This window comes from Xenorhabdus sp. TH1, assembly GCF_037260955.1.
GTDB lineage: Bacteria > Pseudomonadota > Gammaproteobacteria > Enterobacterales > Enterobacteriaceae > Xenorhabdus > Xenorhabdus griffiniae.
Genome location: NZ_CP147734.1, coordinates 1,907,055 through 1,929,264 on the forward strand (window position 1 = coordinate 1,907,055; position 22,210 = coordinate 1,929,264).

Consider the following 22,210-nt stretch of genomic DNA (forward strand, 5'->3'; position numbering starts at 1 on the left):
ACCGCCTTAAATTAAATAGCGGCGTTTGATACTGTTATTTTGGCGATTCCTCAGCCTCTGGTAGTGTTACATTCAATTCTAGTACAGAAATATCATCATTTTTTTGCTCAAACTGCACAGAAAGCATATCTGGATCGATTTGTACATACTTACAAATTACAGCCAGAATATCCCGTTTCATGTCGGGCAAATAGGCAGGCTCAGAGTCACCACGGCGTCGCTCTGCCACGATGATTTGTAGCCGCTCCTTGGCGATATTGGCTGTCGGTTTTTTTCTCGACAGGAAGAAATCTAACAAAGCCATGCGTTACCCCCCAAACAGGCGTTTTAAAAAGCCCTTTTTTTCTTCTTCGATGAAACGGAAAGGCCGCTCTTCACCGAGTAAACGTGAAACAGTATCTTCGTATGCTTTACCCGCGTCAGAGTCTTTATCCAAAATGACCGGTTCCCCTTGGTTGGATGAACGGAGAACAGATTGATCTTCCGGGATAACACCAAGCAAAGGAATGCACAGAATTTCCAGTACATCTTCCATACTCAACATATCGCCGCGGTTCACACGCCCTGGATTATAGCGTGTCAGCAAAAGGTGCTCTTTGATAGGTTCATCACTTTGCTCTGCACGGCGTGATTTGGATGCCAGGATCCCTAAAATACGATCAGAGTCACGGACAGAAGAGACTTCCGGGTTAGTTGTAATAATTGCTTCATCGGCAAAGTAGAGCGCCATCAATGCACCGCTTTCAATACCAGCAGGTGAATCACAGATAATGAAATCAAATCCCTGTTGAGCCAATTCATTCAGAATTTTCTCAACGCCATCTCGGGTGAGTGCTTCCTTATCGCGGGTTTGGGAAGCGGGCAGAATATAGAGATTATCAGTGCGTTTATCTTTAATCAGTGCTTGATTCAAGCTGGCGTCACCTTGAATGACGTTCACGAAGTCAAAAACCACGCGGCGCTCACAGCCCATAATTAGGTCGAGGTTTCGTAAACCGATATCAAAATCGATAACGACGGTTTTTTTTCCTCTTTGGGCTAGGCCGGTAGCAATGGCCGCGCTTGAAGTGGTTTTGCCAACGCCACCTTTACCAGATGTAACAACAATAATGCGTGCCATGAAGCGATTCCTTGTTATAAGGGCTAGACTAAAGTTTCAATAGTTAATTCATTGTTCACCAGACGAAATTTTGCCGCCTTGCCGACAAAATTTTCTGGAATTTTCTCGCTGAGCCAATATTGACCTGCAATAGAGGTGAGCTCAGCGTTTAAATGGGTACAGAAAATCTGGCTTTCTTGATCACCAGATGCGCCTGCCAATACGCGTCCACGCAGCACACCATATATATGAATATTTCCATCAGCGATTAACTCTGCACCAGCGCTCACATTATTTGTCACAATAAGATCACTGTTTGGTGCATAAATTCTTTGTCCTGAACGAACAGGTGTATTAATTATACGAGTTTTTTTGAAAATAGGTTCAGTCGGTTTATTTTCTGGAGCAAACGCTTTTTGACTTTTACCTTCTTTCAATAAAGGAAGTTCAGATTTTAGAACAAATTCTCGTTGTTCTTCGTTTTGACAACCGCTGATGCCAACAATGCGCAACCCAACGGATTCAATGGCTCGGTGGAGTGCGAGAAGATCTGCATCAACAGGGAGGGCAGATATATTGATAACAACGGGAGCATTTTTCAGGAATTCGGGTGCTTGCTCCATTTTTTCCTGCATAGCTTTATGAATAACTTCCGGTTGGTCATCATATAAATGAACGACCGAAAGTGTAAAATTACTGCCTTTTAGCTCAATTGGCGATTGTGACATCGATATTCTGACTCAGCAAGGTTAAGTTTCCCAAGGTAGTTTAACAAATATGTTCCAAGCCTCGGGGAGACAATATTCTTAAATATAATAAGCATGTTATAGTTAGTGAATTATTCAAGCAAGTCACAGCGTTAATTTAAAAGAGTTTATAACAATGATTTGTGTAATCTACAGAAGCCCAAAACGTGACCAAACATATCTATATATTGAAAGAAGAGGGGATTTTTCGCGCGTTCCTGAAGATTTGTTAAACGCATTTGGTGAACCTCAATATTCAATGATGATTTCATTAACAGAAAGAAAAAAACTGGCTAATGCTGATATTGAAAAAGTAAAAACCGCGTTGAATGAGCAAGGTTTTTACCTGCAAGTGCCACCACCAGTGGAAAATTTGCTCAATGCGCATCTGGCACCAAATAAGCCGTCTAAGCAATAAAAATCGCTGGCAACTGCCTGATCCTGAATTGAGGAGGAGCCGATTTATGAAATTAATCACTACTGGGCTAACCTTATTGACAGCAACTCTGCTAGCAGGGTGCAGTACATTAAGTGGTAAACAATTGTACAATCCATCCGTGTTGACTTCACGATCCCAAGCTGAAGCCAGGGCATTGGCGCAGGATTTTCCATTGAATACTCGTGAGCCATCACAGTTTCCCGCTTATGTGATCTTGCTAAAACAGCAAGCTAGAGAGCAGGGGATCAGTGAAAAAACGTTGGATCGGGCATTTGCCAATATCCATTTTATTCCGCGCGTCATTAAAGCCGATCGTAACCAGCCAGAAAAAAAAGTGACTCTGGATGATTACCTAAACCGCGTTTTACCAGCCTGGAAGATTGAACAGGGTGCCAAGGCATATGAAGAGAATAACTCCCTGTTAGAAAAGATCAGCCACAAATATGGTGTACCTCAAGCCTATGTTGTTGCTTTGTGGGGATTAGAAAGCGGTTTTGGCAAATTTCAGGGAAATGAAGATGTCATTTCGGCTTTATCTACGCTGGCTTTTGAGGGACGCCGAGAAGTGTTTTTTATCAAACAGTTACTGGCAGCGTTAGAAATAATTGAAAATCAATATATTGATAAAGATCAGGCACTAAAAGGTTCTTGGGCGGGCGCAATGGGACAAAACCAATTTATGCCAACCTCTTACTTAACGTATGGTGCCGATGGCGATGGTGATGGTCAAATTGATATTTGGCGTAATAAAGCAGATGTTTTTGCCTCGACTGCCAATTACTTACATAAGGAAGGATGGAAACCGGGCTTACCTTGGGGGTATGCCATTTCGTTACCTACAGGCTTTGATATCGCTTTAGAAGGTGTTAAACCCGAACAAGGAAAAACCATTGATCAGTGGCAGGCATTGGGGATTTCATCTCCACATTTTGCTAAGTTGCCGGCAGAGACTAAAGGCTGGATAGTTATCCCTAATGATTCGGCTCAACGGGCATTTTGGGTGACACAAAATTTCCGCACCATTATGCACTGGAATCGTTCTTACTATTTTGCCCTCAGTGTTGGTATGATGGCAGACGGTATTATGCAACGTACTTATTTTCTCACTCGCTGAAAATCAAATCCTGAAAACAAGATAAAGGAACCATGTTATGTATCAACATCGGGATTGGCAGGGGGTATTGTTGGATTTTCCTGCTAATAAGGTTGTTTGTGTCGGTAGTAATTATGACAAGCATATGAAAGAAATAGGCTCCCAATCCACTGAAGAGCCTGTGATATTTATCAAACCTGAAACCGCGCTGTGTGATCTGCGCCAGCCTGTTTTCATTCCACAGGAATTAGGTGTTGTGCACCATGAAATAGAATTAGCTGTTTTGATTGGTTCAGCACTTAAGAATGCCAATGAAGAACGAGTTAGTCAGGCGATTGCAGGTTTTGCCGTTGCACTGGATTTGACATTACGTGATTTGCAGCGGGAATTTAAACAATCGGGGCAACCGTGGGAAAAAAGCAAAGCATTTGATCGATCATGCCCGATATCGGGGTTTATTCCTGTCAGTACTTTTGGTGATCCACAAAATGCTTTGCTTTCTTTGACAGTAAATGGCGAATTGCGTCAAAACGGCAATACGAGTGATATGCGAACGCCTATCCTCCCGTTGATTAGCTATATGTCGCGCTTTTTTACCTTACGTCCGGGCGATATTGTTTTGACAGGAACGCCTGAAGGCGTAGGACCATTACAATCTGGTGATGTATTAAACGTTTCTCTCAATGAGCACGTTTTGACAACCAGAGTGATTTAACACGAAGGATGACAGAAATTATGTCTCAAGCTTTCTGGCAGGTGAAAACCTTAGAACAAATGACAGACCAAGAGTGGGAGGCACTGTGTGATGGCTGCGGTCAGTGCTGCCTGCATAAGTTGATGGATGAGGATACAGATGAAATTTATTTCACTAATGTTGCCTGTAATCAACTGAATATTAAAACCTGCCAGTGCAAGAATTATGAAGATCGTTTCAGATACGAGCCTGACTGTATCAAATTAACCCGTGAGAACATGAATACTTTTGAATGGCTGCCAAGGACGTGTGCTTATCGTCTGATTGGTGAGGGAGGGAAACTCCTTCCATGGCACCCACTGGTCAGTGGTTCAAAATCGGCAATGCATGCGGAGCGTATTTCTGTCAGGCATATTGCTGTGCGTGAAGAAGATGTGGTGGATTGGGAAGACCATATTTTAAATGCACCAATGTAGTTATTTTATTATTTGATATAAAAGGGATTTTATATCGAACTTTGTCTGCACTTACCTTCCATCCTTGATATATCAAATTGCAAACAAAATGATTAACTCTGTATGGGTTAATTCCCTTATGCTGGTGAGTATACCAATCTCACTTCAAGATGTGCGTGATTTCTCCCCTCGGAGCGGGGAGAAATCAGGTTTCATATCGTGTTGCAACTTGAAGTTTAATGCGTATAGCCCTATTACGACAATGATCTAATTAATTTAATGCCCATCGTAATAAATATTAGAATGGAACTTATGCAGCATACAAAATATATATTAAATACTGTTTGTATATTTTTATGTCAGACAGTTAAGGCCACTACCGTGCAGCTATGGATGTTTGTTTGATAATGAGGGAAAGTAAAATGAAGAACAGATTGATGAGCTATGTAACGTTTGTAGGGGTTTGGGTTACCATAACATTAACGATTGGCATTATATTGTCATAATAATATAAGATAAATTAACCATAAACCTCGCTTTGGCGGGGTTTTATTATTTGATGCCTGATTACCCAGTTTAGACTGGGTAATCACAGTCCGTCAGGCGTGGTTGTTAGTGATTATTAAAAATTATTCAACAAGATTTGGACAAACCTTTCCAGAGACTAATTGCTGAATATTTTGCAAAGTTGTTTCACTAATACTGGTTAAGGCTTCTTCGGTTAAAAATGCTTGATGGCCGGTGAATAGCACATTATGGCAGGAAGACAGGCGGCGGAAAATATCGTCTTGGATAACATCATTTGATTTATCTTCAAAGAATAAATCTCTTTCATTTTCATAAACATCCATCCCCAATGCACCAATTTTTTGTTGCTTCAGTGCATTAATAGCCGCCACGGAATCAATGAGGGCGCCTCGGCTGGTATTAATGATCATCACACCATCTTTCATTTTGTTGAATGCAGTTTCATCCAATAAATGATGGTTTTCCGGTGTCATGGGGCAATGCAGGGAGATCACATCCGATTCAGCATATAAAGTATCCAGATCTACATATTCCACACCCATATTCAAGGCTTCGGGATTAGGATAGGGATCATGTGCCAGTAAACGCATACCAAAGCCTTTCAAAATCCGCAAAGTAGCAATACCGATTTTTCCTGTTCCAATAATGCCCGCAGTACGTTTATACATGTTAAAACCGGTTAACCCTTCCAGGGAAAAATTGGCATCACGGGTACGCTGGTAGGCGCGGTGGATACGTCGGTTAAGACATAGCATCAACCCAACAGTATGTTCAGCAACGGATTCAGGGGAATAAGCAGGGACTCGAACAACCTGGATGCCTAATTCTTTCGCTGCATCCAAATCGACATTGTTAAATCCGGCACAGCGTAGTGCCAGGATTTTGATATTCATCTCTGCCAGTTCTTGCAGCACTTCCCGTCCACCATCATCATTGACGAAAATGCAGACAGCATCTGCATCAACGGCATTTTTGGCAGTTTGTGGACTTAAAGGAAAATCAAAAAACTCGATATGATAATCAAAGCCAAGTTTTTGGTTGAGCATTTCAAAATGCTTACGGTCATACTGCTTTGTACTGTAAACAACCAGTTTCATAACAACATCTCCACTATACAGTAACTATAGAATCATTCGAGCCATTCATTAAATTCACTTTGCTGCAAACTGCCTGCAATCATGACGTCTCCTGAAGGTTCTAAGCGTTATCTTTCGCTATACTCGAATAAATCGCCGGATAAGCTATTCATAGGGATAGCTTGTATAATAAATCGGCTTAGAGCCTGATATGAGATTATCATAACAGGAAGTTGTTCTTAGGTTGACAAGAAGAGATAAGGATTTAATGGCAAAAATACTCAAAGTGTTTGCAGTGATGATGGTAATGCTGGCGTTATTGGTGTCGATGGGATGGTATACACTTCCACGCTGGTTACCATTGATTGCCAGTTATTGGTTGCCACCAGGCGTTACTTTTTCTTTGAGCCAACCTCGATGGAAGAACAGTGGATTGTGGTTAGATGAACTGTCATTGCAGGCAAAAGCGTGTGAATGGATCAAAGTTTCCGGACTATCTGTGGAATATTTATCCGGGAATCGCCATTGGAATATTCATGCCACCAATATTGACAGCCAGAACCAATGCCTGGCTCAACTTCCTGTAGCAGAAGAGCAATCACCCTCGCTATCTGTGCAAGAGATATTATCCGCAATACCTTCGCTTAGTCTTACTGTTGATCGGCTGGCTCTTATGCCTTGGCCCGAATTTGCTGGTAAACTTCAATTGAGTTCATCATCCCAAGGGCAAATGTTCTCTTATCAAGGGGAAAAATTAAAACTCAATGCACATATTGCAGATAAACAAGATCTCATTGTGCAGAGTTTTTTTGTGAAGCTGCCTGAACAGGTGATTTCCCTGAATGGACATATTGCATTGCCCTTAAATACTGCAACGCTACCAAGACATGGCCAAATCATAGCGCACGTATCTCTAAGCCAATATCCCGAACCGTTGCAATTGGCATTGAATTGGCAGGAACAGCACGGGTTGTTCACCGTTATTAAAGAAAAAAATCAGCAGCTATTGGCTGAATTACCTTGGTCATTCGACGGATCGCAGTTCCAGATTGTTAATGGAAAATGGCAATGGCTGGAGAATCATCAAGCGTTGTCTGGACGAGTAAATATTAAACTTGAACAATGGAAAAAAGGCCTATCAGGTATGTTTGTCAGTGGGCGGATAAATCTGGTTACTCAAAATAAGCAGGGTAAAGGCAATGTAGTTCTTTCCGTGAAACCAACTCCAATCAATATAACCAATGCTCATATTCCGTTTCAGTTTACCGGGCAAATGAATAGCGGCAGGATGGTTATGACGATGTCATTGCCTGCTGTTATAACAGGGCCGTTGGTTGATCCTAAAATTATTTTTCGTCCAGGTGCCCTGTTTCGGGCATGGGGGAGAGTCAGTGAAACATTGACTGTCAAGGAAGCCAGATTACCTTTAGCGGGCACTTATTTGACTCTTGGTGGTTTTACTGGTCGCCTTCAAGCCATTGTGACGGCACAAGACAGCTATTGGGGGAGATTTAAGCTACATCTGGATGGTTATGCAAAGGATTTTATACCCGATCAGGGAAATTGGAATTGGCGTTATTGGGGAAATGGGCATTTACCACCGTTACAAGCCAAATGGGATATCGCGGGCAGGGGAAGTTGGAATCAATCAAAGATAACAGTAGATACATTAAATACCGGCTTTGATCTTATCCAATATGGTTTCGTGAAGATGCAAGCACCGCGGTTAAAACTGACAAATGCGTTAATTTGGGAGCGGGCGGTAGATAGTCCCAATTTAACGGGAGATTTACAATTATCTGCCCAGAAAACAGAATTTCGTTCTGGTAGTTTTTTGCCTGCTTTTGATTTTAAAGCCACGCTTGCAGGAGAATCTCCTGATAACTTTATGTTGAATGGTAAGCTATATTCTAACGGTATTGGTCCCATTCCCTTTTATAGTCGTTGGGATGGAGAGCGATTAAGGGGAGAAGCCCGCTGGCCGAGGCAATCTTTATTAGCCTTTCAATCTTTAATTCCGCCAGATTTGGGGATTACCGTGCTTGGTGGAACTCTCTATGCTCAGGCTGCTTTTTCCGCAGCAAAGGGGCAAGGGTTACTGGCTGGTGGTCATTGGGTGGTCAAAAATGCGGGTATGTGGCTGAAAAATGGGGAAGTTAATGACCTGGATTTTGTTTTTCCATGGCGTTTACAGGAGGACACGTGGCAATTAGGGTTGGGATCGCCCGTCCAGTTGCGGATCAAGGCAATTAAGGGGCTGTTTGATATGCAAAATGTAACAGCCGATCTGCTAGGATACTATCCCGCAACAGACAAACAGCCATTGACGTTGACCAATGTGAATGTAGATATGCTGGATGGAAAATTGGCGATGGACCAATTACAGATCCCACAAAAAGAAGCTGCGGTATTAAGGTTTAGCAAACTGAATTTGAGCAAATTATTTGGCGTATTGAAAGTCAAACAAATGGCGATGTCAGGAAAAATTCATGGTGAATTACCCGTATTATTAAACGATAAACGTTGGATTATTCAACGGGGATGGGTATCCAATGAGGATTATCTGACATTAAGGTTGGATAAGGATACAGTTGATTCCATAGGAAAAAATGACTTATCGGCAGGTATGGCAATGGATTGGCTGCGTTATTTAGAAATCGATCGGTCAAAAGCTTACGTTACGCTCGATAACTTGGGGATCTTAACATTGCATTCAGAGATTAGTGGAGTAAATCCCGTGGTGGATAGAAAACGTGAAGTCAGGCTTAACTATCATCATGAGGAGAATATTTTTCAATTATGGCGTAGTCTGCGTTTTGGCAGTAATCTGGAAGAATGGTTGCAGAAAAATATATCTGTGATAGGTGGGGATGATAAATGATAACAAATATTGGATTCAAGTTGCCAATAGCAAGAATGAGTGTAATGTGGATTAGCATAGCCTTATTCTGTATGGCATTGATGGGCTGTCTCAGGTTGGAAGTGGCGACACCGGATAAGCCTATCAACATCAATATGAACGTGAAAATTGAGCATGAAATTCATATTAAAGTTGACAGGCAAATTGAAGATATGCTTAAAAATAATTCTAACTTATTCTAAGGGCTAACATATGAAAAAAGTAGGAATGATATTTCTGTTAAGCCTGTTATTCAGTTCTTTTGCTAATGGCATGACGTTAAATGAAGCAAAACAACAAGGGCTGGTGGGAGAAACATTCAGTGGCTATTTGGCACCAGTAAAGAATGCCCAAGAAGCCCAAACAGTAGTGAAAAAAATTAACAATGAGCGGCAAAAGAAATATGCGGAGATCGCTGCTCAAAATAACATGACGACAGAGCAAGTTGCCAGGATGGCAGGAGAGAAGTTGGTAAACCGCGCAGCTTCAGGCGAATATGTCCTTGGTATCAATGGTAATTGGGTGCAGAAATAGGGGGAATGATTCGACTTGGTTTGACCATAGCATTAAAAATTTTTATCAATCGCCTGTTAAAATCTTCAATTTATGTGCTATATAATTAGTTGACATTTATTGCACTTATCCTTCTTTGTTTTTCTAAGAGTGGAAGTTATTTGGCGTGTGACATAGCTACTGGTAAGGAAGTACCGAACCAATCAATATATGTATATATTTTATGTGCGCTGTGTTCTAATTGAGTATAAGAATAATGTAACAAAGGATAATATTTTACATCAAGCTGTGTAGATTTATGCATACTGCATTTATATTAATCAATGTATTATTTATTCTTCGGTATGACTTTATTAAATAAATTAAAAGTCACCTTCTAAAATACTATATATGCATTGCAATTTACAACACGATATGAAACCTGATTTCTCCCCGCTACGCGGGGAGATAATAAGACGCATCTTGAAAGGCGATTGGTATAAGTTTTTATTACTTCTCTTAATTTCGTGATATTTTTAAGCAACGGTTTTTTCAGATTGCTTCTGTCCCATTTTCGCTATGATATCATCTATCGCGTCACGGGCATCTTGATGTGTCTGGTTAGCGGATTCGGCTCCCTTAGCTAAGCCTTCAGCAAATATAAATTCCACATCTGTAATGCCGATAAACCCAAAGAAAGTGCGTAAGTAGGGTGTCACCAAATCTGTTGGACTGTTTTTGTGAATGCCGCCCCGGCTGGTCAAAATAACAGCGCGCTTGCCTTGTATTAACCCTTGTGGGCCTTTTTCAGTGTACTGGAAAGTCACACCAGCACGGGCGATCAGATCAAAATAGGCTTTTAGTTGAACAGGGATTGTGAAGTTATACATTGGTGCGGTGATGACAATAACATCATGTTCTTTTAACTCTGCAATTAATTGATCTGACAGGGCCAATACTGTTTTTTGACGTTCTGTCAATTCTGCATCGCTTGGACGCAAGGCACTGACTAACTCTCCGTCTAGTACTGGAACTGGGTTTTCAGCCAGATCACGTGTGGTAATGTTGCTCTCTGAATGATCAGCTAACCATTTTTCAACAAAGTAGTTAGCCAGTTTATTGCTTTGGGAATATTGCGCCAGGATGCTGGATTTCAGAACCAGTACTTTACTCATTCTCTACTTCCTCAGTTATCTACAACCCAAGTTACCTAAGATACTAATAACTTCATTGATAATATTGCTTGTGAAGCATATTTTATATAGGGAATTGTTCAGTCAATAGCTTAATATTTTGAGATATTCATTCAAATTTATTGAATCAAGCGATGAATTGGTGAGGGGAGTACGTGAGATCACTCAAGATATGTTACACTTCTAATATCGTTATGTCATAAAAAAACAATCCTCTGAGCCTGCAAAGACAGCGCTACTCAGTTAAAAAACGTCACAAGGATTTATCACGTGAAATCACCTTTGACAGCACTATTTGCTGAATTATTCGCTGAACTTGATCACACACCGCTGCGCGATCAGTTCCGTTTAAAAAAACGTCTGCATGGAGCAGCAAAAATAAAGAATCAAGTCTCCTTGCAGGCTGTAGCACAATCCATCGCTGCGGATATAGCGACGGCAAAACAGAAAATTATGAATCGCCAGGCTGCGTGTCCTTCGATTCAATATCCTGAAAACCTGCCGGTTAGCCAGAAGAAAGACGATATCTATAAGGCTATTCGGGATAATCAGGTTGTTATCATTGCCGGGGAAACCGGTTCAGGTAAAACAACTCAGATCCCCAAAATCTGCCTTGAATTGGGAAGGGGAGTTAAGGGGTTGATCGGCCATACCCAACCCCGTCGTTTGGCAGCACGTTCGGTTGCTAATCGTATTGCGGATGAACTGGAAACACCGCTTGGCTCGACGGTTGGTTATAAAGTTCGTTTTAACGATCAGGTCAGTGAAAATACGCTGGTCAAATTGATGACTGACGGTATTCTACTGGCAGAATTACAGCAAGATCGCTTGTTATTGCAATATGATACGTTAATTATCGATGAAGCCCATGAACGCAGCTTAAATATCGATTTTATCCTCGGTTATCTGCGCCAATTACTGCCAAAACGCCCAGATCTAAAAGTCATCATTACTTCTGCAACTATCGATCCTGAACGTTTTTCCCGTCACTTTAATAATGCCCCGATTATTGAGGTATCTGGACGTACTTATCCGGTAGAAGTGCGTTATCGCCCCGTAGCGGGTGATGAGCATGACAGTGATCGCGACCAGCTTGAAGCTATTATTGATGCAGTGGATGAATTAGGGCGTGAAAGCTCAGGTGACATACTGGTATTTATGAGCGGTGAACGAGAAATTCGTGACACGGCGGATGCCCTCAATAAGCAAAATTTCCCACATACCGAAATCTTGCCACTTTTTGCACGGTTATCTAACAGCGAGCAGAACAGAATCTTTCAACCCCATGTTGGTCGCCGTATTATTCTGGCCACCAACGTGGCGGAAACATCCTTGACTGTACCTGGCATCAAGTACGTGATTGATACCGGTTTTGCACGTATTAGCCGATACAGTTATCGCACCAAAGTGCAGCGCTTGCCGATAGAACCGATATCGCAGGCTTCTGCCAATCAGCGGAAAGGGCGTTGTGGCCGTGTTTCGGATGGGGTTTGTATTCGCCTTTATTCGGAAGAGGATTTTTTATCACGTCCAGAATTCACCGATCCGGAAATCTTGCGCACTAATCTGGCCTCCGTTATTTTGCAAATGACCTCCATTGGGTTGGGGGATGTCAGCGCCTTCCCGTTTGTTGAAGCGCCGGATAAACGCAATATCCAGGATGGAGTTCGTCTGTTGGAGGAGTTGGGGGCTATTGATCCGGAGTCATTGTCAGAAGGGGGTTATCGACTGACTTCAATGGGGCGACAATTGGCTCAGTTGCCTATCGATCCCCGCTTGGCACGTATGGTACTGGAAGCGAAGGTACATGGTTGCGTTCGTGAAGTAATGGTGATTGCTTCTGCATTGTCAATTCAAGATCCACGGGAACGACCGTTGGAAAAACAGCAGGCTTCTGATGAAAAACACCGCCGTTTTGCGGATAAAGATTCAGATTTCATTGCCTTCCTGAAGTTATGGGATTTTCTGGTGGAACAGCAGAACGCGCTTTCCAGTTCCCAGTTCCGTAAACTTTGTCGGCAGGATTATCTGAATTATCTTCGTGTGAGGGAATGGCAGGATATTTATACTCAGCTACGTCAGGTTGTGAAAGAAATCGGGTTGCCGATTAATAGCCAAGAAGCTGATTATCGCAGTATCCATGTTGCCTTGCTGACAGGGTTGTTATCCCATATTGGGCAGAAAGATACGGATAAACAGGAATATACCGGTGCGCGCAATGCCCGTTTTTCCGTTTTTCCTGGCTCTGGGTTATTTAAAAAACCACCAAAATGGGCGATGGTGGCTGAATTGGTGGAAACCAGCCGTTTATGGGGACGTATTGCCGCGCGCATCGAGCCTGAATGGGTAGAGCCATTGGCGGTTCATTTAATTAAAAGACACTATAGTGAACCGCACTGGCAGAAATCTCAGGGAGCGGTAATGGCAATGGAAAAAGTTACCTTATATGGTTTGCCAATTGTGACGGGGCGTCTGGTCAATTACAGCCGAATCGATCCCATGTTATGCCGCGAATTATTTATCCGCCATGCACTGGTAGAAGGCGATTGGCAAACTCGTCATTCGTTTTTCCGCGCTAATTTGAAATTACGTGAAGAAGTAGAAGAACTGGAACATAAATCTCGCCGACGGGATATTCTGGTGGATGATGAAACCTTGTTCAGTTTCTATGATCAGCGCATTGGCAAAGACGTTGTTTCATCACGCCATTTTGATCGTTGGTGGAAAGTTGCCAGCCAGGATCAACCTGAATTGCTCAACTTTGAAAAGAGTATGTTAATCAAGGGAGATGCAAACAAAGTCAGTGCGTTGGATTATCCAAATTACTGGCACCAAGGTAACTTGAAATTCCGTTTGAGTTACCAATTTGAACCGGGAACCGATGCTGATGGCGTAACAGTACATATTCCTTTACCGGTATTGAACCAAGTCAAAGATGAAGGATTTGATTGGCAAATCCCGGGCATTCGCCATGAATTGGTTGTTGCGTTGATTAAGTCATTGCCAAAACCAATACGTCGTAATTTTGTTCCGGCACCTAACTATGCGCAGGCATTTCTGGAGCGTGTGACACAACCCCAGGCCCCTTTACTGGATAGCCTTGAGAAAGAGTTGCGTCGCATGACGGGGGTGACAGTGTCACGTGATGACTGGCAGCTAGAACAAGTACCTGATCATTTAAAGATCACATTCCGCATTATTGGAGAGAAGAAAACGGGTGAAAAAAATAAATCGTTAGCGGAAGGCAAAGATCTGTCAGCATTGAAACTGAAATTGAAAGAAAAAGTCCAGGAAACACTTTCCGCAGTTGCAGATGATGGTATAGAGCAAAATGGATTGCATATCTGGAGTTTTGGAACATTGCCTGAATGTTATGAGCAGAAGCGTGGGGGCTATTCTGTTAAGGCATTTCCGGCATTGGTGGATGAGAAAGACAGTATCGGTATTAAACTATTCGAAACCGAGTCCGAACAACAGAATGCTATGTGGGAAGGAACGCGCCGCCTGTTATTGTTGAATATTCCATCGCCGATTAAATACTTGCATGAAAAATTACCAAACAAATCTAAACTGGGGCTGTATTTCAATCCATATGGAAAAGTATTGGATTTGATTGATGATTGTATTTCCTGTGGTGTTGATAGATTGATCGCAGAAAATGGTGGACTAGCTTGGGATGAACAGGCTTTTTCCAGTTTGCATGATAAAGTTCGTGCTAATTTGAATGACGCCGTGGTTGATATTGCCAAACAAGTTGAGCAAATCTTGACTGCGGTCTTTAATATCAACAAGCGCCTGAAAGGGCGGGTGGATATCTCTCTCGCACTGGCGTTATCTGATATTAAAGAACAAATTTCTGGTCTGGTATTTAATGGATTTGTGACTTCCCACGGTTGGAAACGCCTGGCAGATGTCCTGCGCTATTTGAATGGTATCGAACGTCGATTGGAAAAATTGGCGGTAGATCCTAATAAGGATAGGGCGCATATGAGCAGAGTTGAACATATCCAGCGTCAATGGCAACAATGGTTGGCAAAACTGTCTGTGCAGCAGAAGCAGTTAACGGAAGTAAAAGAAATTCGTTGGATGATTGAAGAACTTCGGATCAGTCTGTTTGCCCAACAATTGGGTACTGCGTATCCAATATCGGATAAGCGTATTTTACAGGCGATGGAAAATATCGCGTCGTGATAAATCGGGGCAGTTGTGGCTTACAGCTGCCCAAAATACGCTTAAAAGAATCCATTACTATTTTAGTTACAACATACTAATTTAACTCACTAACACTCCCCACTTAACAACATTACTATCAAGCAGGGGATAACTATCATTTACTGATATGTAAAAGTGATTGTTGCTGTTGCATCTGCTTTGCCCGGCTTAATTTCTGCTTCCGTTTGGATATAACGGGCGATTAATGGGATGGTTATATTTCCACCAGACTGCGTGGAGCCAAATACAACGGGAGTACGCATCGTTATGGGGTGGTTTTGATACAAAATTTGTAAACCAACTCCTTTTGCCGCGACGTTGTCATTATTGTCCAATGCCCAGATATCTTGGGTATTCCAGTTTACCGAACGGCCATCTAGCATCAACCCAACATCCACATTAGCATCGCAATTTATATTGATATCAAAACGTTGCATTCCCGCTGTACTGTAAATGCCGCGAAAATCACTTTTTTTAATATCCCCCATATTGACTAAGATATTTTTTTGATTGAGAGAGCAACCTTTGGTCATGATATAGGTATTCGACAAATAGAAAGTATGGACGGGGAGATTGTGGCCTAATGTCGCACGGGTCAGTTTTGCCTGCTTAACCATCCCCGAACCGGTTGTCTGTGCAGTCTTGATTAACTGTACAGTTAAATAACCCCATGATTTACCGCAATATTGTTTTTTCCAATGAAATTTGGACGGAGCAGGGCAAGTAATAGGATAGGTGGTAGTTCTGGGGAACCAATCAATACCATGACCCGCTTCCCAGGTGTTAATGCGGATACCCACTCCCGGAACACCGGATTCATAAATGGCATCCTGGTTATAGTTTGCAGGCGTGAGGTCGGGTTGTTCCCATATTGTAGGCAAGGTAGTATTGCAGAGGGCAATATTGTCTTTTTCATCCACTTGATCCAGACGTATCTCTTTGATAGTTGTCCCGATAGGATGCTCCCTGGGAATTGTAATTACTCCAAAAGAAACTGGAGTCATACCAGGTACAAAACCCGCAGAATATTGGCAATAATGGTTCGCTAAGCTAGAAAAACTACTCATCGTGCCGATGAGAAATGTACTTGCCAATAATAATTTTAATTTGTTGGCCATAGAATAATTTCCACTATTTTTATATATATGCATTAAACTTCAAGTTGCAATTTACAACACTATGTGAAGCTTGATGTCTTCCCGCTTCGCGGGAAGACATCACACGCATCTTGAAGTTAGATTGGTAATACCATTTGCAAGAGATTATTCGCAAGAAGCTTCAACCATATACAAACCTGAAGCAGGTTCTTCATCAGAGAGTCGATAGTTGGCATAACACTCTTGTATTTCTTTATATCCCCATTTAACCCATATCCGACCAAATTTAGGAATACCACTGAGATAAACTTGCCCATTATTACTGACAATTGCACTGTTGGAAGCATCAATATCATGCTGTTTTTCCAGTGTCACAGTTGCACCAAATGGGATCTCTTTGCCTTGATGAGAAAGTATCAGTAAAGCGCGATAACCAATACGAGTCTGGAAATTAGCCAGTGTCAGTGAGCCTTGGGTTGGAATAATAGTTTGCGTATTGATATCAATATCAACGTTATTACCCATTGAATGTGTATCCAAGGCAATGCGATTTTTCCGATAGCTACTGGCATAAGGCACAATGGCATAGCCTTTCCAGTCAGTTTTGATACCAGCATGGTTTTGCACTTTGATTGCTGAAGCACCATTGGCGCGTACTAATACCGGTGTATCCCCCAAAGGCTGGGAAAGGGTGATACCATAAGGATGTGCGACAATCCCACCATTTAAACCATAAGTAAGTTGTTTGGCGTATTTGTCGTAATTGTAACCAACGTTGACCTGGCCATATGTTCCTTTATATTCTGCGCTGATATTTCCGCCAACGCTTTGATTACGGTCAGTATAATTTTGCTGAATGCTATAAATCAGATTGCTATCTTCAAAAGCTGTACCATTTAAGCTGACTTGGTGAGATGTATCACTGCTTTTGTTGCTAGTCATGCTATAGCTTACCCAACTATTTTTCAGCCAACGGTCAAAGGGAACTTGCACACTGAATGAAACGATTTGTTCACTGCGATTTGAACCGGGGAAAGAGCTATGAGAATAATTCAAACTATAATTGATTGAATTGTAACTTGTGTTATAACCCGCACTGATATTTCTTTCGTAGCCTTTTTGATACCAGTAATCTTGTTGAAAAGCAGATAAATAAAGGGTTCCCCAATCACTAAGGGATTGATTAATATGTAATTGTAATTTACTGCGTTTATTGCTGCTCCTTCCATCTATTGCAGTATTCAATTCATTTGCTTCTTTAAAATCGTAAAAATTTTGTGTCGAATAACGATAACCTGCAAGAGTGAGGTTAGTGCCTGTCTGAGAGAGATCTTTAGCATATTGGAAACGATAAGATTGACCATAATGACTGGAATTCGACATTAAACTGGTTTTAGCATAAGTTACATCAAAAGAAAGGGAACCCCAGTCGAAAAGGCTATAACCTGTCCCTAAAGCTAATGATTGATAATCTTTGGCGATTGTAGTTCCACCATAGGCAGTGACACGATTAGAAATACCATAAATTACCGTACCTTGCATAAAGTAGGGTTCTTTTCCATAGTGTGAATTAGATTGGTATTTTCCCAAGGTTAGCGAATGTCGTAGGCTATTTTCTCGTAACATAATCGGTACAGTGGAAAAACTCTGCACAGAACGGTGTTCTTTCCCATTAGCTTCTTTGACAATAACTTCTATATCCCCGGTTGAAGTTGTTGGATAAAGATCATTGATGACAAAAGGCCCAGGAGAAACGTAAGATTCATAGATAATGTAACCATTTTGTTTGATGGTGACTTGGGCATTACTTTGGGCGATCCCTCTAATTATTGGTGCAAATCCTTTTAGACTATCGGGCAACATATTATCATCGGAAGACAATTGCATACCACGAAACTGAACGCTATCAAAGATAAGTGAGGGAGTATAACTGTCTCCAAATATTAATTGGCTTTTCAATGCATGAATATCTCGCTGAAGATATATATTGATATTCTGCCATTTTCTATTTTGACTACTGTAAGTTGAATAGTTACGCAAACGCCACGCATCCCAATTAATGCCCGTTCTAAGATTGAGAAAATGGTTTTTCGTTGAACCTGCTTGCTCATCCTGCCAAGTCATCGAGCCACTATAGCTATAGTTGACCAACAGGGACGTGAGTCCCTGATCCCATAAATGAGGTAGCACATAGTCTCTTGCCTGATTTTTCAAAGCTGCTTGGGGAATACTGATATCCAGACGTTGGTGTTTGAAATCGAAAGACGTCGATGCGGATGGAATATATTGTCCAAGATCAGAAAGTTCAGTTTCTTCCGGCAAAGTAAGTAGTACGGGGAATGAGTCAATATTTACCCCAATATCCTTGAGTTGTTGTATCTTAATTTTGGGAGATAGCTTGTTATTGAGGATAATAAAATCGACATTCCCTGTATCCACCTTTTCCCGATTAAGGTAGATATCTACCCAATAGCGACCGGGAGGTTGTTGATCATCTTGGGTAAAGATAGATAGATCAATATCTTCAAAACCTGAATGAATTTCTAACGCATTGATGTTGAAATACTCTTCAGCGTAAGTTTTATTGTTATACATCCAAAGGGATATGGTTAACAATGCACAAAGAGGCACTTTACAATATAGACAATGCAAGCTTAGCTTGATAAGCAACGTCCAATTATCAGGACTATTTTGTTGAAGATAATGACGATAGTTATCCATAATAAATTTCTAATAGTTTTTTAATTACAACTTGCGTCTTTCTTCTGACGTTACACCACCAAAGTCATTAATCGTTTTCCAAGTTACGTGATTAATATTTTTTATAGGAATATCCCAACTCAATTGTTGAAAAGGTGGGATCATTCCTGCAGATTTAATCTTGTAATTTTCTACATTGTTGCCGGTAGCTAACTCAGAAAAAGAGATATAGTAGGGCGTTGGGTTTTCTGCAATGAGTTTGTGCCCATTGGTTTTAAACTTCAGGGTCTTATAAGCAATACCGGCATTGTCAGATAAGTTGGCAGGGCGATAGAATAGCTTAAACCGAGATTTTACCGTGATTTGCAATTGATTTTGTTCTGATTTTGTTGTAGCAGGAATAGATTTAATATTGAGCCAAAACAAAGACTCTTTGTCATCAGGTAAATCATTGCCAATTTTAACAATTCGTAAAACATTCTCATTCTCGGCTGTTAATTTAAAAAGAGGGGGGGTAATAATAAAAGGCGTTTTGGTTTTATCATTCTCACTTTCAACCCACGATTGAATGAGATAAGAGATATCAGTTTCTGGATTATTAATAGAAATAGAGGCTTCTTTCTGGTCACTAATATAAACAACACGTGTGCCGCCAATGACGACGCCAGCAAAAGAGATATTCGTATTGAAAATGTAGATGAGAATAAAAATTAAAATGCGAAAGTATTTCAAAGTGATTGCTCCAAACAATATTTAGACCAGAGTGATATTGTTTTGGCTTCCCTGCCATAACTTCCTTTTCTTATAGGTAAGTTAGTTATAGATAATAGTGAAATTAGCTACTGCGTCACCCGCACCTGGAGTCACAGTTTTAGCTGTTGCAATGTATTTGGCAACGAATCTCAATTCTTCGGTTTTTCTTTGCGAGAAATACTGAGGACGTGAATTTTCTGCCAGATTGATCATGGTATTACTATCATCTTCATAAAGTGCAATTGCGACACCTTGAGCTGGATTCTCTCCTCCATTACCAGTTAACGCTAAAAATCGGCTACTAGCTCTGTCTGACTGGCCGTCAAATTTGACCTGTGCGTGTTGGTAATTTTGTGGGCAGTCGGTCAATTTAATACTAAAACGGGTAGGGGCAGAAGTACTATAAGCTCCAGAAAATGAGTTTGAGCTGATAGTTCCCATATTTACGGTTTGATTAGCCGAATTTGAATCGACTTTACACGCAGTGGCGGTAATTTTTCCAGTAAATTTAATTTGCCCGTCAGCAGCATGAGCTGCGGACATAAGTACAGATGAAACAAATAAAGATGAAATAATTAGCTTGGCTTTCATGTTTTAATACATCCTACCTCTGACGAATTTACTCGACAGAGAAACAGATTATTAGGTTAATGTTAATTCCGTACATAAATACGGCCACGGATTACTAGATTTACTTCTAAAAATTAACGACTCATATTCTCTCATCAACCGATGAGATAAAAATATAGTAGCGAGTAATTAACAAAGATCAAAATAATAACTTGACTAATCTCATAATTTGAAGTTTTTTGCTATTAAGAAAAAATTAATAGAATTGTTATGCATAACATGGATTTTTTTCTGAACATCAATGAATTTTTATTCTGTCTTATAAGATTAATTATTAATTGATAGTACTCTGTATACAGAATATATCTTAATTTTAACCTTTTGTTAAAACTTTAGATAAATTATTAAGAGCTTATTATTTATTTGTAACACATATTTTGTTTTTAGATTTTTAAATCTAATTATTTTAATTAATTAAGAGATTAAATCTATACTTGGGCTAAATGGAAATAACTTATATCTACTTAAAATTAACTTTTTATTGACTAATTATTTATAATAAATACCTTGTTACAGCTTAAATCCCATTTATTTTAAAAATATATTGATGTAGAAACATAAGTAATGGTTATGATTTGGCTGCAATGTAACCTGGTTCTTATTTCATTAGTTACAACATACTTTTTGAAAAATAAAAAAAGGGAGAAAATAAATCCCCCCCCTAAAACTATTTCAATACTAATGCATTAAATGCCATATAGATGGAATTGTTACCAGAAACAGAACCAAAATGGTTGTTTTTTCTATAACAGTTAACGGTACTCTTTCTTGATTTTGTCTGCGTGCATATAGAAAAACCAGTAATCCAGGAGCGTATAGTACTACTGAAAGTAAGAGGTTCATTAGCCCCGAAGCATAAAGCAACCATAACCCATAAGTACAAGAACCCAGAGCAATAAAGAGTAAAGCACGGCTACTACGTTGAAAGGAAACTTTCACTAAAAATGCCCCGACAAGAAAGTAGGGGACAAGGATCATTTCAGAAGCAATAGAGAGTAATGTGTTGTAATTACTGCCGCTTAGCCAAATTAAAACCAAAGAAAGTTGAACGGCACCATTTGTGATCCAAAGTGATGATTCAGGAGCTTTCTTGCTATTTTGTTTTTTGAATACTTTAGGGAATGAGTCGTGTAAGGAAGCGATAAACGGTACTTCTGCTGCCATAATTGTCCAGCTCAAATAAGCCCCACAAACAGAGATGATCAAGCCAGCAACAATCACGATTTCACCCGCAGAGCCTATTAGCTTAACCATCAAAGTGGCCATAGAAGGATTACGCATATCCGCTAACTCTGGTCTGGTGACCAACCCTAGTGAAAGCAAAGTAGTCAACACATATACCCCTAATGCTGAAATAACAGCCAGTATAGTTGCGATACCAATATCTTTACGCTTTTTAGCTCTGGCGGAAACAACAACAGCACCTTCAACACCAATGAAAACCCATAGTGTGATTAGCATCGTGTCTTTAACTTGCTGCCAAACAGGAACGCCCATCTCAATGCCGCTGAAATCAAAAGAAAATACGTCCATTTTGAAAGCGATAACAGCTAAGATAATAAATAGCGTTAATGGTAATAATTTTGCCATTGTCGCCAACAGGTTAACTCCCGCAGCCGTTTGGACACCACGCAATACCAACCAGTGAACAAACCAAAGTAAAATAGACTCACCGATTAACGATTGCCAGGTATTGCCATCGCCAAAAATTACTGAGTGTTCGGTATCAGTGAAAAAACTTAATGCGGCAAAAACAATAACTAAGTAAGAAACATTGGCAATAATGGCACAGAACCAATATCCCCATGCAGAACAGAATCCAACTAACTCACCAAAACCTTCTCTTGCGTAAGTGAAAATCCCGCTATCCAAATCAGGACGAAGTCGTGAGAGTAAAAGTAAGGAAGTGGCTAAAAAGAGAATACCTATGCCTGTTATTCCCCAACCAATCATTAATGCAGCAGGACTGCCTACTTGTGCCATGTTTTGCGGCAAACTGAATACGCCGGCACCGACCATAGAACTGAGTACCAGTGCAGTCAGAGACGTAAGGCCTAAATTCTTTTCCAAAGATAATTCCTAAAAATAATATAATCGACACGAC

Annotated in this window: 18 protein-coding genes; 8 read left to right on the top strand and 10 right to left on the bottom strand. The window is 40.7% G+C overall.

The features are described from left to right. Positions 1-34: 34 nt before the first annotated feature. The 3 genes from minE to minC are packed head-to-tail and all read right to left on the bottom strand — an operon-like array spanning position 35 to position 1,827. Complete coding sequence (minE, locus tag WDV74_RS08485; RefSeq protein WP_193848106.1) at positions 35-304, bottom strand: cell division topological specificity factor MinE; 270 nt, start codon at positions 302-304, stop codon at positions 35-37. Positions 305-307: 3 nt separating this feature from the next. After that, positions 308-1,120, bottom strand: coding sequence for a septum site-determining protein MinD (minD, locus tag WDV74_RS08490; protein ID WP_338882249.1), 813 nt, complete (start codon positions 1,118-1,120; stop codon positions 308-310). Between the two features lie 23 nt (positions 1,121-1,143). Continuing rightward, positions 1,144-1,827 (bottom strand): septum site-determining protein MinC, encoded by a 684-nt coding sequence (gene minC / locus WDV74_RS08495; protein WP_338882251.1) that lies wholly within the window; start codon positions 1,825-1,827, stop codon positions 1,144-1,146. A 154-nt stretch (positions 1,828-1,981) separates the two neighbouring features. On the opposite strand from minC, the gene WDV74_RS08500 reads away from it, so the two are divergent. Genes WDV74_RS08500 through WDV74_RS08515 form a run of 4 tightly spaced genes read left to right on the top strand, consistent with a single transcriptional unit; the run spans position 1,982 to position 4,547 of the window. Further along, positions 1,982-2,263 (top strand): YcgL domain-containing protein, encoded by a 282-nt coding sequence (locus tag WDV74_RS08500; RefSeq protein WP_338882253.1) that lies wholly within the window; start codon positions 1,982-1,984, stop codon positions 2,261-2,263. A 46-nt stretch (positions 2,264-2,309) separates the two neighbouring features. Next, positions 2,310-3,398: a lytic murein transglycosylase gene (locus WDV74_RS08505; RefSeq protein ID WP_338882255.1), complete on the top strand. Its 1,089-nt coding sequence runs from the start codon at positions 2,310-2,312 to the stop codon at positions 3,396-3,398. Between the two features lie 37 nt (positions 3,399-3,435). Then, on the top strand, positions 3,436-4,092 hold the full coding sequence (locus WDV74_RS08510) for a fumarylacetoacetate hydrolase family protein (protein ID WP_338882257.1): 657 nt from the start codon (positions 3,436-3,438) through the stop codon (positions 4,090-4,092). Between the two features lie 20 nt (positions 4,093-4,112). Next, the gene (locus WDV74_RS08515; protein ID WP_338882258.1) at positions 4,113-4,547 is read left to right on the top strand and encodes a YcgN family cysteine cluster protein; all 435 of its coding nucleotides are present in this window, start codon (positions 4,113-4,115) and stop codon (positions 4,545-4,547) included. A 608-nt stretch (positions 4,548-5,155) separates the two neighbouring features. On the opposite strand, the gene WDV74_RS08520 is transcribed toward WDV74_RS08515, so the two are convergent. Then, the gene (locus WDV74_RS08520) at positions 5,156-6,151 is read right to left on the bottom strand and encodes a 2-hydroxyacid dehydrogenase (protein ID WP_338882259.1); all 996 of its coding nucleotides are present in this window, start codon (positions 6,149-6,151) and stop codon (positions 5,156-5,158) included. A gap of 247 nt (positions 6,152-6,398) precedes the next feature. Here WDV74_RS08520 and WDV74_RS08525 point away from each other — a divergent pair, with 247 nt between their 5' ends. Genes WDV74_RS08525 through WDV74_RS08535 form a run of 3 tightly spaced genes read left to right on the top strand, consistent with a single transcriptional unit; the run spans position 6,399 to position 9,563 of the window. Beyond that, positions 6,399-9,011, top strand: coding sequence for a YdbH family protein (locus tag WDV74_RS08525; protein WP_338882260.1), 2,613 nt, complete (start codon positions 6,399-6,401; stop codon positions 9,009-9,011). A 35-nt stretch (positions 9,012-9,046) separates the two neighbouring features. Next, positions 9,047-9,232, top strand: a complete 186-nt coding sequence (locus WDV74_RS08530) for a YnbE family lipoprotein (protein ID WP_338805397.1) — start codon at positions 9,047-9,049, stop codon at positions 9,230-9,232. Positions 9,233-9,242: 10 nt separating this feature from the next. Then, a complete protein-coding gene (locus WDV74_RS08535; protein ID WP_338882261.1) occupies positions 9,243-9,563 on the top strand; it encodes a YdbL family protein in 321 nt (106 codons plus the stop codon). 494 nt (positions 9,564-10,057) lie between these two features. Here WDV74_RS08535 and WDV74_RS08540 read toward each other — a convergent pair whose 3' ends face one another. Then, positions 10,058-10,696 (bottom strand): FMN-dependent NADH-azoreductase, encoded by a 639-nt coding sequence (locus tag WDV74_RS08540; protein ID WP_338882262.1) that lies wholly within the window; start codon positions 10,694-10,696, stop codon positions 10,058-10,060. Positions 10,697-10,984: 288 nt separating this feature from the next. On the opposite strand from WDV74_RS08540, the gene hrpA reads away from it, so the two are divergent. Next, entirely contained in the window at positions 10,985-14,905 is a 3,921-nt protein-coding gene (hrpA, locus tag WDV74_RS08545; RefSeq protein ID WP_338882263.1) for an ATP-dependent RNA helicase HrpA, read from the top strand. 140 nt (positions 14,906-15,045) lie between these two features. Here hrpA and WDV74_RS08550 read toward each other — a convergent pair whose 3' ends face one another. From WDV74_RS08550 to WDV74_RS08570, 5 genes are all read right to left on the bottom strand, one after another. After that, positions 15,046-16,044, bottom strand: a complete 999-nt coding sequence (locus WDV74_RS08550; RefSeq protein WP_338882264.1) for a fimbrial protein — start codon at positions 16,042-16,044, stop codon at positions 15,046-15,048. Between the two features lie 144 nt (positions 16,045-16,188). After that, entirely contained in the window at positions 16,189-18,744 is a 2,556-nt protein-coding gene (locus tag WDV74_RS08555; protein ID WP_338882265.1) for a fimbria/pilus outer membrane usher protein, read from the bottom strand. 24 nt (positions 18,745-18,768) lie between these two features. Continuing rightward, positions 18,769-19,455: a molecular chaperone gene (locus WDV74_RS08560; protein WP_338882266.1), complete on the bottom strand. Its 687-nt coding sequence runs from the start codon at positions 19,453-19,455 to the stop codon at positions 18,769-18,771. Between the two features lie 81 nt (positions 19,456-19,536). Continuing rightward, positions 19,537-20,067, bottom strand: a complete 531-nt coding sequence (locus WDV74_RS08565) for a fimbrial protein (protein WP_338882267.1) — start codon at positions 20,065-20,067, stop codon at positions 19,537-19,539. Positions 20,068-20,784: 717 nt separating this feature from the next. Then, the gene (locus WDV74_RS08570; RefSeq protein ID WP_338882269.1) at positions 20,785-22,176 is read right to left on the bottom strand and encodes a basic amino acid/polyamine antiporter; all 1,392 of its coding nucleotides are present in this window, start codon (positions 22,174-22,176) and stop codon (positions 20,785-20,787) included. Positions 22,177-22,210 lie beyond the last annotated feature (34 nt).

Coding starts and splice junctions, on each gene's coding strand:
- minE (WP_193848106.1), bottom strand. CDS start 304: ATGGCTTTGTTAGATTTCTTCCTGTCGAGAAAAAAACCGACAGCCAAT.
- minD (WP_338882249.1), bottom strand. CDS start 1,120: ATGGCACGCATTATTGTTGTTACATCTGGTAAAGGTGGCGTTGGCAAA.
- minC (WP_338882251.1), bottom strand. CDS start 1,827: ATGTCACAATCGCCAATTGAGCTAAAAGGCAGTAATTTTACACTTTCG.
- WDV74_RS08500 (WP_338882253.1), top strand. CDS start 1,982: ATGATTTGTGTAATCTACAGAAGCCCAAAACGTGACCAAACATATCTA.
- WDV74_RS08505 (WP_338882255.1), top strand. CDS start 2,310: ATGAAATTAATCACTACTGGGCTAACCTTATTGACAGCAACTCTGCTA.
- WDV74_RS08510 (WP_338882257.1), top strand. CDS start 3,436: ATGTATCAACATCGGGATTGGCAGGGGGTATTGTTGGATTTTCCTGCT.
- WDV74_RS08515 (WP_338882258.1), top strand. CDS start 4,113: ATGTCTCAAGCTTTCTGGCAGGTGAAAACCTTAGAACAAATGACAGAC.
- WDV74_RS08520 (WP_338882259.1), bottom strand. CDS start 6,151: ATGAAACTGGTTGTTTACAGTACAAAGCAGTATGACCGTAAGCATTTT.
- WDV74_RS08525 (WP_338882260.1), top strand. CDS start 6,399: ATGGCAAAAATACTCAAAGTGTTTGCAGTGATGATGGTAATGCTGGCG.
- WDV74_RS08530 (WP_338805397.1), top strand. CDS start 9,047: ATGAGTGTAATGTGGATTAGCATAGCCTTATTCTGTATGGCATTGATG.
- WDV74_RS08535 (WP_338882261.1), top strand. CDS start 9,243: ATGAAAAAAGTAGGAATGATATTTCTGTTAAGCCTGTTATTCAGTTCT.
- WDV74_RS08540 (WP_338882262.1), bottom strand. CDS start 10,696: ATGAGTAAAGTACTGGTTCTGAAATCCAGCATCCTGGCGCAATATTCC.
- WDV74_RS08550 (WP_338882264.1), bottom strand. CDS start 16,044: ATGGCCAACAAATTAAAATTATTATTGGCAAGTACATTTCTCATCGGC.
- WDV74_RS08555 (WP_338882265.1), bottom strand. CDS start 18,744: ATGGATAACTATCGTCATTATCTTCAACAAAATAGTCCTGATAATTGG.
- WDV74_RS08565 (WP_338882267.1), bottom strand. CDS start 20,067: ATGAAAGCCAAGCTAATTATTTCATCTTTATTTGTTTCATCTGTACTT.